Annotated in this window: 14 protein-coding genes; 9 read left to right on the forward strand and 5 right to left on the reverse strand. The window is 46.1% G+C overall.

All coding sequences use genetic code 11. From position 1 onward, the window contains the following. Positions 1–13 precede the first annotated feature (13 nt). Positions 14–445, reverse strand: coding sequence for a thioredoxin TrxC (gene trxC, locus PHE37_RS04120; RefSeq protein ID WP_299995645.1), 432 nt, complete (start codon positions 443–445; stop codon positions 14–16). Positions 446–449: 4 nt separating this feature from the next. Further along, positions 450–788: a ribosome-associated translation inhibitor RaiA gene (gene raiA, locus PHE37_RS04125; RefSeq protein ID WP_299924941.1), complete on the reverse strand. Its 339-nt coding sequence runs from the start codon at positions 786–788 to the stop codon at positions 450–452. A gap of 106 nt (positions 789–894) precedes the next feature. On the opposite strand from raiA, the gene trpS reads away from it, so the two are divergent. The 6 genes from trpS to ccoS all read left to right on the forward strand — a co-directional run bounded on the left by trpS (position 895) and on the right by ccoS (position 6,229). After that, positions 895–1,860, forward strand: coding sequence for a tryptophan--tRNA ligase (trpS, locus tag PHE37_RS04130; RefSeq protein WP_299995643.1), 966 nt, complete (start codon positions 895–897; stop codon positions 1,858–1,860). 10 nt (positions 1,861–1,870) lie between these two features. Next, complete coding sequence (gmhA, locus tag PHE37_RS04135; RefSeq protein WP_299995642.1) at positions 1,871–2,458, forward strand: D-sedoheptulose 7-phosphate isomerase; 588 nt, start codon at positions 1,871–1,873, stop codon at positions 2,456–2,458. Next, positions 2,459–2,965: a D-glycero-beta-D-manno-heptose 1,7-bisphosphate 7-phosphatase gene (gene gmhB / locus PHE37_RS04140; RefSeq protein WP_299995640.1), complete on the forward strand. Its 507-nt coding sequence runs from the start codon at positions 2,459–2,461 to the stop codon at positions 2,963–2,965. Then, complete coding sequence (locus PHE37_RS04145; protein WP_299995654.1) at positions 2,965–3,444, forward strand: asparaginase domain-containing protein; 480 nt, start codon at positions 2,965–2,967, stop codon at positions 3,442–3,444. The genes gmhB and PHE37_RS04145 overlap by 1 nt, the downstream gene beginning before the upstream one ends. Continuing rightward, positions 3,437–5,830 carry a heavy metal translocating P-type ATPase gene (locus tag PHE37_RS04150; protein WP_299995638.1) on the forward strand — a complete coding sequence of 798 codons (2,394 nt, stop codon included), beginning with the start codon at positions 3,437–3,439 and terminating at the stop codon, positions 5,828–5,830. The genes PHE37_RS04145 and PHE37_RS04150 overlap by 8 nt, the downstream gene beginning before the upstream one ends. A gap of 180 nt (positions 5,831–6,010) precedes the next feature. Beyond that, the gene (gene ccoS / locus PHE37_RS04155; protein WP_299995637.1) at positions 6,011–6,229 is read left to right on the forward strand and encodes a cbb3-type cytochrome oxidase assembly protein CcoS; all 219 of its coding nucleotides are present in this window, start codon (positions 6,011–6,013) and stop codon (positions 6,227–6,229) included. A gap of 46 nt (positions 6,230–6,275) precedes the next feature. Here ccoS and PHE37_RS04160 read toward each other — a convergent pair whose 3' ends face one another. After that, positions 6,276–6,572, reverse strand: a complete 297-nt coding sequence (locus tag PHE37_RS04160; protein ID WP_299995636.1) for a c-type cytochrome — start codon at positions 6,570–6,572, stop codon at positions 6,276–6,278. Between the two features lie 126 nt (positions 6,573–6,698). Here PHE37_RS04160 and rfaD point away from each other — a divergent pair, with 126 nt between their 5' ends. Genes rfaD through PHE37_RS04175 form a run of 3 tightly spaced genes read left to right on the forward strand, consistent with a single transcriptional unit; the run spans position 6,699 to position 9,720 of the window. Next, positions 6,699–7,706: an ADP-glyceromanno-heptose 6-epimerase gene (gene rfaD, locus PHE37_RS04165; protein ID WP_299995635.1), complete on the forward strand. Its 1,008-nt coding sequence runs from the start codon at positions 6,699–6,701 to the stop codon at positions 7,704–7,706. Then, entirely contained in the window at positions 7,706–9,139 is a 1,434-nt protein-coding gene (gene rfaE1 / locus PHE37_RS04170) for a D-glycero-beta-D-manno-heptose-7-phosphate kinase (protein WP_299995634.1), read from the forward strand. The genes rfaD and rfaE1 overlap by 1 nt, the downstream gene beginning before the upstream one ends. Then, on the forward strand, positions 9,133–9,720 hold the full coding sequence (locus PHE37_RS04175) for a YfaZ family outer membrane protein (protein WP_299995632.1): 588 nt from the start codon (positions 9,133–9,135) through the stop codon (positions 9,718–9,720). Before rfaE1 ends, PHE37_RS04175 begins: the two co-directional genes overlap by 7 nt. Before the next feature lie 119 nt (positions 9,721–9,839). Here the strand turns inward: PHE37_RS04175 and waaF are convergent, their stop codons facing one another. Next, positions 9,840–10,799, reverse strand: a complete 960-nt coding sequence (gene waaF, locus PHE37_RS04180) for a lipopolysaccharide heptosyltransferase II (RefSeq protein WP_299995630.1) — start codon at positions 10,797–10,799, stop codon at positions 9,840–9,842. Next, positions 10,796–11,968, reverse strand: coding sequence for a glycosyl hydrolase (locus PHE37_RS04185; protein ID WP_299995628.1), 1,173 nt, complete (start codon positions 11,966–11,968; stop codon positions 10,796–10,798). Before PHE37_RS04185 ends, waaF begins: the two co-directional genes overlap by 4 nt. Between the last annotated feature and the right edge of the window lie 65 nt (positions 11,969–12,033).

Here is a 12,033-nt window from a genome sequence, read left to right on the forward strand (position 1 = left end):
AAAAGATTAATTGTTACAGATTTTTTTTGACAAAGGCGATAATTTGGGGAGTCGGCAAGGCACCGCTGAACTGATCGACGATACGGTTATTTTTAAAAGCGATGACGGTCGGAATGGATCGGATACCGAAACGTGCTCCAAGCTGTTGCTGCTCTTCCGTATTGATTTTAATAAATTGCGCTTTGAGAGGAAAGGTTCTAGCGGCTTCTTCGAATGAAGGTGCCATACTTCGGCACGGTCCGCACCACGGTGCCCAAAAATCGGCGATAATCAGCCGCTCGTCATTGAGCATTATCCGATCAAAACTCTCTGTGTTGACTGAGATCGGTTTGGTATCGAGAAGAGATGCTTTACAATGCCCGCAGGCAGCTTTTTGATAGGAGTCTTTGACGGGGATGGCATTGACACCCCCGCAGTGGGGGCAGACGACGTTGATTTTACTCATCGTGTTACTCAGCGGCTTCTTCGATAACTTCAATTTCGCGAAGTGAAGTAGCGTGGTGGTCTTTTACTTTATCATGGAGACGGCGAAGGGCTTTATTCGCCCGTTCAATCGCCATATCGATTGCAGTATCGAGATCTTCGTCGACATCCGAAATAACGACGGGTTGAGCGTGGGCAATGTGCATGTCAAACTCGACGCCAACCCCTTTTTTCTCTTTAGTAATCATAACATTGACAGTTGTAATGTCCAAATGATAACGTTTGAAATTTTCAATAGCGGTAGCAATATGATCGTTTAGATGTTGAGTAAGTTTTACTTCTTTTGAGCGAATTTGGACATTCATAATGAATCCTTTTTGTGTTGAACTATCGAAAAATATAGCATATCTTTTCTTAAGAGGAAGCTTAAGAGACTCTGCGGTAAAATTACTTTATGTTCAAGGAGATATTGTGCGAGTTTTAACGGGTATTCAACCATCAGGCGATTTACATATCGGAAACTATTTCGGTTCGATCAAAGCTATGATCGAATCACAAAAGGATCATGAGGTCTTTGCGTTTATCGCAAACTATCATGCAATGAGTTCCCTCAGCGACGGGGAGCGGCTGGCAAAACTGACGATGCAGGCGGCGACCGACTTTTTGGCACTCGGAATGGATCCGGAAAAAAGTACCTTCTGGGTGCAGTCGGACGTAAAAGAGGTCTTGGAACTGTATTGGGTATTGTCTGGTTTTACGCCGATGGGATTATTGGAACGGGCGCATAGTTATAAAGACAAAGTAGCCAAAGGGATCGCGAGCAACCATAGTCTGTTTTCGTATCCGGTCCTTATGGCGGCGGACATTTTACTGTTCGGATCCGAAGTGATTCCGGTGGGGAAAGATCAGATTCAGCATGTTGAGATCGCACGTGACATTGCAGTGAAATTCAATAATCAATACGGCGATGTCTTTGTCCTTCCGGAGTTTCGTGTGGATGAGGACGTTGCAACCGTTCCGGGAATTGACGGACAAAAGATGTCGAAAAGTTACGGTAATACGATCCCTATTTTTTCGGAAGAGAAAATTCAATCGAAAATCATTAAGAAGATTGTCACTGAAGCGGTACCGATGGAAGATCCTAAAGAGTATGAGGATTGTAACGTCTATAATATTGCCAAGCTCTTTTTGGATTATGAGGAGTGTGTGGCTCTCCAAGAACGTTATAAACGCGGCGGAGAAGGACACGGACACTTCAAACTCTATACCCATGATGTTATTTGGGAATATTTTCGACCGTATCGCGAGCGCAGAGCCTATTTCGAATCGCATCAGGATGAAGTGAGAGAAATTTTATATGCCGGTGCGGCAAAAGCGAGTGCAGCGGCACAGCCGATCATGGAGAAAGTCCGCTCCCTAACCGGTATCAAGTATTAAAGGAATCAGGATGAAAAACTACATTATCAAACAAATCGCCGATTCGGCGGCAACGAAACAAGCTATTTTGGAAAATGACGCATTATTGGAAACCATTGTCACCGTTGCAAAAGCGTGTGTCGAGGTCTATCGTCAGGGTAAAAAAACCATGTTGGCCGGTAACGGCGGTTCAGCTGCCGATGCACAGCATATCGCGGCAGAATTGGTTGGGCGGTACGGTTTTGACCGTCCTTCAATCCCTTCTTTGGCACTTACTACCGATACGTCTAATCTGACGGCTATCGGAAACGATTACGGATATGACAAAGTATTTTCGCGTCAACTCGAGGGGATGGCACAGGAGGGAGATATCTTTATCGGTATCTCTACATCGGGAAATTCCCAAAACATCATCAACGCGTTTGAATCGGCAAAAGATCGCGGGGTGACTACGGTAGCTCTCGTCGGACGCGACGGTGGTAAGATGGCGGCAATGGCGGATTATGCGATTATCATCCCATCTCAAGCGACACCGCGTATCCAAGAATCCCATATTCTGATCGGGCATATCCTCTGCGATATTATTGAAAAAGAGCTTTTCGGCGGCGGAGTAGCATAAGTGTCACAAAAAGCCCTTTTCCTAGACCGTGACGGCGTTGTTAACGTCGAGAAAAATTACCTCCATAAAATCGAAGATTTTGAACTCATGGAAGGAATTATCGATGTATGCCGCCGCTATCAGGATGAAGGGTATCTGATTATTATCGTGACCAACCAATCGGGAATCTCGCGGGGATATTACACTGAGGAAGATTTTGCACATCTCAGCCGATGGATGGTAGAACATTTTAAAGAATTCGGTGTCACTATCACCCATATTTATCACTGTCCTCATCATGAGAGTATTGACGGTGTATGTGAGTGCCGTAAGCCGGAACCGGGAATGTTGTTATCGGCGAAAAAAGAGTATGGCTTAGATATGGCCTCCTCCGTGATGATCGGGGATAACGAACGGGATATCGAAGCCGCTTTGAAAGCGGGAGTCGGGACGAATATTCTCCTCTCCGGCGAAGCTGCAGCTTCGAAAGCCAATACCATTATTCACTCACTGCGGGAGCTTCTTTGATGCGGATACTCAATACAGGCGGAACGTTTAATAAACGGTATGATCCGATCAAAGGAGAACTGTTTGTTCCAAACGATAATCTAGCCGTCGAACAAATCGTAAAATCTTTGGTGATCTCTATTCCGCTCCAAGGGGTACTTTATAAAGATTCTTTGGAGATGGATAACCATGATCGCTCTGTCTTGGCACATACGATTTCTTCATTAGAAGAAACAATGATTATTGTTGTTCACGGTACCGATACGATGGATTTGAGTGCCGAATACGTAGCGAGTTTGGGATTGGACAAAGTGATCGTTTTTACCGGTGCGATGATCCCTTTTAGTATTGATCCGACTGAAGCAACGGCCAATCTCTCTATGGCGATAGGGTATGCACACAATGCAAAACACGGTGTTCATATCGTGATGCAAGGTGTTATGGGACCATACGATCAAGTCAAGAAAAATAAAGCGGCAGGAAAATTTGAATATGTCTAAAGTCAAATGCGATCACTGTCATCTGGAATTCAGCGATGAAGTGATGATCCATGACGGAGAGTACCGCTTTTGCTGTAACGGCTGCCGCGGGATTTTTCATCTTCTCAAGGACGAAGGGCTGGAGAGTTTTTATTCCAAAATGGGGGACACGACCCTCTCTCCTCCGACCGAACAATTCGAAGCAAGTACCAATTTTGACACTCCCGCTTTTCATGAGCGTTTTGTAACGACAACCAAAGAGGGACTCTTGCAAGTCTCTCTCGTGATCGAGGGAATCCATTGTGCCGCGTGTGTATGGCTAAATGAAAAAGCGCTCCATAAGATGGATGGTGTGATCGAAGCCCATATCAACTATACGAACAACAAAGCACGCATTACCTGGAATCCCGAGAGCGTCAAGCTCTCTGCTATTATCGATATGATCCGTGCGATCGGTTATAACGCTTTTCCGTATGATGCATCGTTGCAGGAAGTGCGTGCGAATAAAGAGCGTAAAGATTATTATTTGCGGATGGCGGTAGCGACGTTTGCGACAATGAACATGATGTGGATTGCCGTCGCTCAGTATGCCGGATATTTTACGGGGATAACTCAAGACGTCAAAACGATTCTCAATACGGCGGAGTGGTTTTTAGCCACACCGGTACTTTTCTACAGCGGATGGATTTTTTACCGCGGAGCCTATTACGGGTTACGAAATCGCGCCGTTACGATGGACTTACTTGTCGTGACCGGGTCGAGTCTCGCGTATTTTTATTCGATCTATATAACCGTCTTTGAAAAAGGGGAAGCCTATTTTGATTCGGTAGCGATGATCATCACCTTTGTCCTTTTTGGAAAATTCCTCGAAGTCCTTAGCCGTAAAAACGCTGCCGATACTCTCGATATTATCGGAAAACATATTCCGCGAGAAGTGAGTATTGTGGAGGGGGAAACCATCCGATCCGTCGATGTCAACGAAGTCAAAGTGGGGGATATCATCGTCATCCGTAGCGGTGAACGTTCAGCAATCGACGGTGAAGTGATCTCGGGGGAGGGGAGTTTTGATGAATCCAACCTCACCGGAGAATCAGAACCGATATTCAAACGCCTCGGTGATAAAATCATCAGCGGGACGACGAGTATTGATGCCTTGATCCATTACCGTACGACCAAAGATTTTGCCCACTCGACCCTCTCGAATTTGGTGAATCTCTTAGAGAATGCGATGGCACAAAAACCCTCGATCGAGCAGCTCGCCAATCGTCTATCGCAACACTTTTCTTCTACGATTCTCTTTTTGGCGATTGCAACGTTTTGGGGATGGTATTTTTGGCCGCACAGTTTTGATAGGGCGCTTATGGTCGGGATCTCGGTCATTATCATCGCATGTCCGTGTGCGTTGGCTCTTGCAACTCCGGTTGCAACGCTGGTAGGATTGGCATTGGGGGCAAAGAGGGGAATTCTCTTTAAATCGGCGGCTCAGATCGAGACGATGGCAAAAGCGACGATGGTGGTATTGGATAAAACCGGCACCATAACTCAAGGACGTCCCGAAGTGGTTTATGCAACACTGCATCACCCGTTTGATCAGAATGTATTGCATACACTTGTTTCTTCATCCAAACATCCGATCAGCAGAGGTGTACTGGAGTATTTGGAACGTACGGAGGAGGAGGTAGATTCAACCACACTCGAAGAGGTACGTGAAATTCCTGCACGCGGTATGGTAGGACGGGCAAACGGTGTAGTTGTCGCCGGAGGAAATGCACTGTTGATGCAAGAACTGGGTATTGCCGTGGACGCCGTAAGCGATAAAAGTATTTTTTACTATGCGGTAGATAATCTTCTTGTTGCCGTGTTTGAACTTCGGGATCTTCCTAAAGCGAGAGCGCATGAGTCGATGGAAGACTTAAAACGCTCCAACCTCCGTGTTGTGATGCTCACAGGTGATCATGAAGCGGCGGCACAGCGTGTTGCAAAAGAGGTGGGGATTGATGAGGTACATGCTCATCTTACCCCAGAGGGGAAAGCGGCATTTATCGACAAAGCACATCAGGATGGTCATATTGTCGTCATGGCGGGGGACGGTGTAAACGACTTGTTGGCTTTAGCCGCCGCTGATATTGCCATCGCTATGGGTAACGGTAGTGATATCGCGATCGAAGTGAGCGATGTGGTGCTCATGAATGATTCGCTGACTTCGCTAACAGAAGCGTTCGGGATCAGTCGTAAGACATACGGTTTGATTAAACAAAACCTTGGTATCTCACTGGTCTATAACTCGATTACAATTCCGCTTGCGATGATGGGGTATGTGATACCGTTGATTGCGGCAATTTCGATGTCGTTTAGTTCGCTCTTGGTTGTCGGTAATTCGATGCGGGTGCGTTGGCTGTATAAATAGTTATATACTTTTCTTTTTCATAAGAAAAGTATCAAAACAAGGGAACCGCTTTTGCGAAGCAAAATGTTTCTGTGAAAAGAAAATCGTCCCAAAAACAGAACGCTTCCAACCGCTTTGGCACTACTGCCAGCGGTCGGGCTCTTGGTATGTTTGTGGGACAAAATTGATAAAAGGAATTCTGTGGATAGTTGGGTAATCGCAATGATGCTCGGTGCATCGATCTTTTTAGGCGGAATAGCGTTGGCGGCTTTTATGTGGGGAATTAAAAACGGTCAATTTGACGATGAGACGAAAATGATGAATCAAGTGCAGTTTGATGACGAAGCGGAACTCAACGATGCAGCCAATCAGCAGCGTAAGCAAGAAGCAGTGAATAAACGAGATTATAAACCGGAATAAATTCTGAAGAAGAGAAAGACTCACCGCACTTGCGGTGAGCGAGGTATTATTTGATTGTTGCGATGTAAGCAGCGATTGCTTTGATATCAGCGTCAGAGTATGCTCCAACTTGACCTTTCATCAATGCACCCATTCCAGCTTTGTTCAAAGTACCAGCTTTGTACCCTTTAAGAGCAGTTTCGATAGCTTCTGCAGACAAACCTTTTACGATAGGTGATTTACCAAGAGCAGATTTTTCGAAAGAAGCACCATGGCAAGCAGCACATTTAGCAGTTAGGGCTTTACCATCGGCAGCCATCAAAGATACACCAGCGAACAACATTGCAAGAGCAATTTTTTTCATTTGTTTTCTCCATTAAAAATTTCGTCGTCATTATAGTCTTAGCAATCTTAAATCACTCTAACATTTCTCTCCTTTAATAGAAGCTTTGTTACAATATGCTACTACCTGTAATTAGAGGAAAAATATATGCGCTACAGTTCTGCCGATTTGAATCGAAAAACCATTTTAATCACGGGAGGGGCGGGATTCATCGGATCCAACCTCGCTTTCTATTTTCAGGAGAACTATCCTGAAACCCATGTTGTAGTTTTGGACCTTTTCCGCTCGAATATTACGTTGTCGAACGGCAATCTCAGAAGTTTCGGTCATTTTAAAAATCTCTTGGGATTTCAGGGTGAAGTGATCAGCGGTGATATCAATGACACTGCATTGCTTTCAAAGCTCAAACGCGATTATCAATTCGATTACATTTTCCATGAAGCCGCAATTTCCGATACCACGGCACTGGAACAGGATTTGATGATTCAGACCAATGTCAACGCGTTTAAAGATCTCCTCGATATCGCTGTGGCACACGGTGCCAATATGATTTATGCTTCTTCCGGAGCCACCTATGGTGATGCCCCTTCGCCTCAGCGTGTCGGACGAGAGGCTCCTCAAAACGTTTACGGTTTTTCAAAATTGATGATGGACCATTTAGCGCATAAATATACCAAGAAGTACGATCATATCAGTATTGTGGGATTGAGATATTTTAATGTATACGGTCCTAGAGAATTTTTCAAAAATAAAACGGCGTCGATGGTCGTACAATTCGGTCATCAGCTGTTGGCAGGGAAAAATCCGAAACTGTTTGAAAACTCGGATAAAATCTTACGCGATTTCATCTACATCGAAGATATCATTCAAGCCAATGTTCTCTCTATGAATCCGAAAGAGAACGGTGTTTTCAATGTCGGTACCGGAAAAGCGCGATCGTTCCAATCGATGGTGGATATCCTCCAGAACGAACTGGGGACGTCTTTGAGCTGTGAATACATCCCCAACCCGTATATCGGACGCTATCAGTTCCATACGGAAGCCGATATCGAGTCTACAAGAGCGATCTTGGGATATGAACCGCGCTTTAGCTTTGAAGAGGGGATTGCGGCATACGTACCGGAAATCAAGCGTCTGTTTGAGCAGGAACTCTAATGAAAAAGTTAAACGAAACCCATCCTCATATTCTCGTTATCGGTGATTTGATGATCGACCACTATCTTTGGGGCGGATGCGAGCGTATCTCTCCCGAAGCTCCGGTACAGGTTGTTGATATTTCTCGTGAGACGACAGTGCTCGGCGGTGCCGGAAACGTGATCAACAACTTAATCGCTTTAGGCGCGCGTGTGAGTGTGAGCGGTGTCATCGGTGACGATGAAAACGGCGAAGAATTGCGAAGTATGCTTTCGGCCATCGGTGCAAACAGTGACGGTCTTATGCGCCAAACGGGGAGAAAAACATCCAAAAAAAGTCGAATCATCGCTTCGAATCAACAAATTTTGCGCTACGACAAAGAATCGAAAGAGTCAATTGATAAAGTGAGCGAACGTTCTATCGTCTCATATGTTATTGATGTCATCGATACGTGCGATATTATCATCCTTTCCGATTACGGAAAAGGGGTCATTACCGATGCCGTTGCGGGCGGGATAATCGCTACGGCAAAAGCAGCAGGAAAAAAGGTTTTGGTTGATCCGAAAGGGAAAGATTATCGCAAATACCGCGGAGCCTATTTACTGACACCGAACAAAAAAGAGGCATCGGAAGCGACAGGAATCGTAATCAAAGATGACAAAAGTCTCCAAAAAGCGCTTATAAGTCTCAAAGAAACGTGTTCTCTCGAATGTTCGATGATAACCCTGTCCGAAGACGGTATCGCGATCTATGACAAAAGTATGCGCCGCTTTCCTACCGTGGCCAAAGAGGTTTATGATGTGACAGGTGCGGGGGATACGGTGATCGCATCCCTCTCATTTGCTTTGAGTGCGGGGCTGAGCATCGATGAAGCAGCCCCATTTGCTAATCATGCCGCCGCCGTTGTCGTCGGTAAAATCGGTTCGGCTACCGTTACGCTTGCCGAAATCGAGGAATATGCCTCCAGTCTGCACCAAAGCACGTCGGATATGCACATCAAAACGCAAGAAGAGATTTTTGCTATCTCCGAGCGTTTAAGACGTGAAGGGAAGAAGGTAGTCTTTACCAACGGATGTTTTGATATCCTCCATGTCGGGCATGTGAAATATCTCCAAGAGGCGAAAAGTTACGGGGATGTCTTGATTGTCGGGCTCAATTCGGACAGTTCGGTTCGTACCCTGAAAGGTCCGACCCGTCCTGTGAATCCCGAAGCGGATCGTGCCTATATTTTAGCCGCGCTCGAATCGGTCGATTTTGTGGTGATGTTTAGCGATGAAACTCCGTATGAACTGATTAAAAACATTGCTCCCGATATCCTTGTCAAAGGGGGAGATTATGAGGGCAAATCGGTTGTTGGAGCGGAATTTGCTAAGGAACTGCGATTGGTGCAGTTTGTGGACGGAAAAAGTACGACTGCCACGATAGCTCGAATTAATGAAGGGACACTATGCTAAAAAAAATAATTTTATGCGCTTTACTCAGCAGTGGGGCATTCGCCGCACACCAAATTGAAGCGAATGTGAACAGCAGGGATGTCGAAGGGCAAATCCGTTTAGACATGGGTCGTATGGGAAATGCGATGCAAAATACCTATATCGGTGCACGTTTTTTAAACGGGGATAACAACAACAGCAATACGATTGCCAATACGGACCCGTTGATGGAGGTCTCATTTATGGTGATGCGTCCGGTTCAAGGGGTTCAAGGATTGAAACTTGGGCTGGGAATCAAAGGAGAATACACCAAATTTGACGGTAATACGTATGCGGCGATTCCTTTGGGTGCCGAAGCGGAACTTCTGCTCCCTTTGAATACCCCTTTCCCGTTTTATCTCGGAGGATCGCTCTATTATGCTCCGTCGGTGTTGAGCTTCAAAGACGGGGATTCGTATTTGGAAACACGCCTGCATTTGGATGCTGAGCCGATCGATAACGGCCGGGTCGAAGTGGGATACCGAAAAATCGATACCAATATCAAAAGCCGTGATGTGACGTATAACAGCTCATGGTATTTCGGGCTTAGATTAGACTTTTAATTTCAGACTTTTCTTTTTAATAAGAAAAGTATGCAAAAGAAAATCGCCTCTACAACAAATCGCTAGCGGTACGCTTTCGCACTACTGCGAGCGACCTTGCTCTTGGTGTGTTGTTGAGGCTAGATTAATTTTTGAGCAGCTTCAATTACTTCTGCTGCTGTAATACTTTTCATACATTCGTGGTGTCCGAGCGGGCACTCACGTTTCATACACGGTGCACACTCCATATCATGTCTCACTATAAGACTTTTTTCATTCATCCATTGCGATGTTTCCAAATGCCGTGTCGGTCCGAAGATCGCCACTGTCGGTACCTGATAGGCTGCTGCGACGTGCATCGGGCCGCTGTCGTTGGTAATAAAAAGATCCAATCCGCCGATAAAACTGCATAACTCCTGAATCGACGTTTTTCCTGCAAGATTGGTAACGTTCAAACCGCTTAAGCGTGATTCGATATCGTTGGCCATACCCACTTCATTGGGGCCGCCGAAGAGGATAATATCGAAGCGCTCACTCAAAGCACGCGCCACTTCGGCAAACTTTTCGGGATACCATCGTTTGGCGCTTCCATAGGTTGCTCCCGGATTGAGTCCGAGGGTAGGGCGTTTATACGGATGCAGCGGAATATGCAGTCTGAGGTTTTGAATGACCAGAGGCGACGGACTCAGACTTTGGGCGATATCGCGGTACTGTTCCACCAGATGGGAAGGATGGTGCGGCTTGATGGCATGCGTCAATAAGAGTTTTGAATGCCAGCTCTTCCGTCCCGCCGTAATTGGTGTTTTTGTCCACGAGAGCAGCAGGGAGGAGTGGAGCTGATTGCGAAATGTTATCCCTATGTCGTGACGACCCAACTCTCGAGCAAATCGCAGGGTATTGACGAGACGATTGCCCCCTTTTTTCGTTTCATCGACATAATGCCGTACGCATTGGGGATGATATTTGAGCGCTTCGATGCTCACAAACGAACCGACCAATGTGAGCTCCGCTTCGGGATAGAGTGCGCATAGTGCTTCGATAGAGGGGGTCGCCATTACGGCATCGCCTAGCCAGTTGGGGAGAATGACGAGTAGTTTCACGAAGCTGCCTTATAAGTGTAGAGTGGTGTCGAAGTGGGATCCCATGAAATATGCAATTCTCCTCTTGGGGTAGAACAAACGAGAAGATGCCCCTCATTATTCGTGCGATAGCGTATAAACTCGGCATCCTGTAAATGAAACAGCATGGTTTTATAGGCATTAAAAGAGGGGCGTTTTCGTATCCCCTCGCGGTTATCGATCAGCCCGTATCCCGGAGCAATGAGTTGATGCCAGAAGACGCAACTCACCTGCTGTGACGCAAAAGCGAGGAGATGATAGCGCACCATATAGTCACTGTAATCCTCTTCGCTCACACATTCCGTTTCACTGGTCGGAGCATACGGGGCGGTGTTTTTGATCGGCCAGTTGGTTTCAGTAATGATTAACTCATCGGATGTTTTGGGACTTAATCGTATCAAAGCAGCCAAAAATCGTATTTTTCCGATCAGGTCAAACCCCATTTGGGTATTTTCGGGAGCACCGCGGCGATCGACGTAGAGAAGGCTTCCGAGCGCATCGTAACGGATCGGTTTGAGGTTGAAGAGGGTGTGGGCGGTGAAATGGTATTCGAAATCGATAACATTGGAACCGATCAGTTTGAGATGGGGGAATCGCTCTTTTTTGAGTGCGTAGGCAACCGAATAAAAATTGAGGTATTCATTAACACTGAAAAATCCCCATTTGGCACGGTTGATAGTCGAACCGATAACGTAGGTATGGCAAACTCTCTCTAACGCTTCGAAGATTTGGATGAAGTGATCCTTGCTCATATCGGGACTCGTGATGTGCTCACGGTCTTGGAGCAATGCAACGGTGATCTCTTTGTCTTTAAAAGAGCGGATAAAGGTGACGTATTCGTGTAGCCGATCCATCTCCCACAGCGGAATACGGATCAGGAGCTTTTTGATCCCCAGCTCATCGACCAGATAAGGGACCGTATTGGGTTCATAAGAGAGATTGACCCCCATACCGAAAAAGTGTTCTCCGCTTATATGTCGACGCGGTATAAACGGCATGATGAATGCGGAGACGGGGAGGGTGAGCAACGCAACGCAAAATGTTTTGATTAGCGAAGGAAGAGCACTGCGCCGCATGCTGCGTTTTAATGCTTTATCTTTGATGATGGCGGGCTGATCGGAATAATGATCCCAGGCAAACGGTGCTTTCATACGCGTATTATAGCGTTTTCTTTACCATCAATCAGGTAGAATACCGATACTAAATACGGGGTGAT

Source organism: Sulfuricurvum sp., assembly GCF_028681615.1.
In the GTDB taxonomy this organism is placed as follows: Bacteria; Campylobacterota; Campylobacteria; order Campylobacterales; family Sulfurimonadaceae; genus Sulfuricurvum.

Excerpts from the sequence above, each read along its gene's own strand:
- PHE37_RS04160 (WP_299995636.1), bottom strand. The coding sequence starts at position 6,572 with ATGAAAAAAATTGCTCTTGCAATGTTGTTCGCTGGTGTATCTTTGATG.
- rfaD (WP_299995635.1), top strand. The coding sequence starts at position 6,699 with ATGCGCTACAGTTCTGCCGATTTGAATCGAAAAACCATTTTAATCACG.
- PHE37_RS04145 (WP_299995654.1), top strand. The coding sequence starts at position 2,965 with ATGCGGATACTCAATACAGGCGGAACGTTTAATAAACGGTATGATCCG.
- raiA (WP_299924941.1), bottom strand. The coding sequence starts at position 788 with ATGAATGTCCAAATTCGCTCAAAAGAAGTAAAACTTACTCAACATCTA.
- PHE37_RS04175 (WP_299995632.1), top strand. The coding sequence starts at position 9,133 with ATGCTAAAAAAAATAATTTTATGCGCTTTACTCAGCAGTGGGGCATTC.
- trxC (WP_299995645.1), bottom strand. The coding sequence starts at position 445 with ATGAGTAAAATCAACGTCGTCTGCCCCCACTGCGGGGGTGTCAATGCC.
- rfaE1 (WP_299995634.1), top strand. The coding sequence starts at position 7,706 with ATGAAAAAGTTAAACGAAACCCATCCTCATATTCTCGTTATCGGTGAT.
- gmhA (WP_299995642.1), top strand. The coding sequence starts at position 1,871 with ATGAAAAACTACATTATCAAACAAATCGCCGATTCGGCGGCAACGAAA.
- PHE37_RS04150 (WP_299995638.1), top strand. The coding sequence starts at position 3,437 with ATGTCTAAAGTCAAATGCGATCACTGTCATCTGGAATTCAGCGATGAA.
- PHE37_RS04185 (WP_299995628.1), bottom strand. The coding sequence starts at position 11,968 with ATGAAAGCACCGTTTGCCTGGGATCATTATTCCGATCAGCCCGCCATC.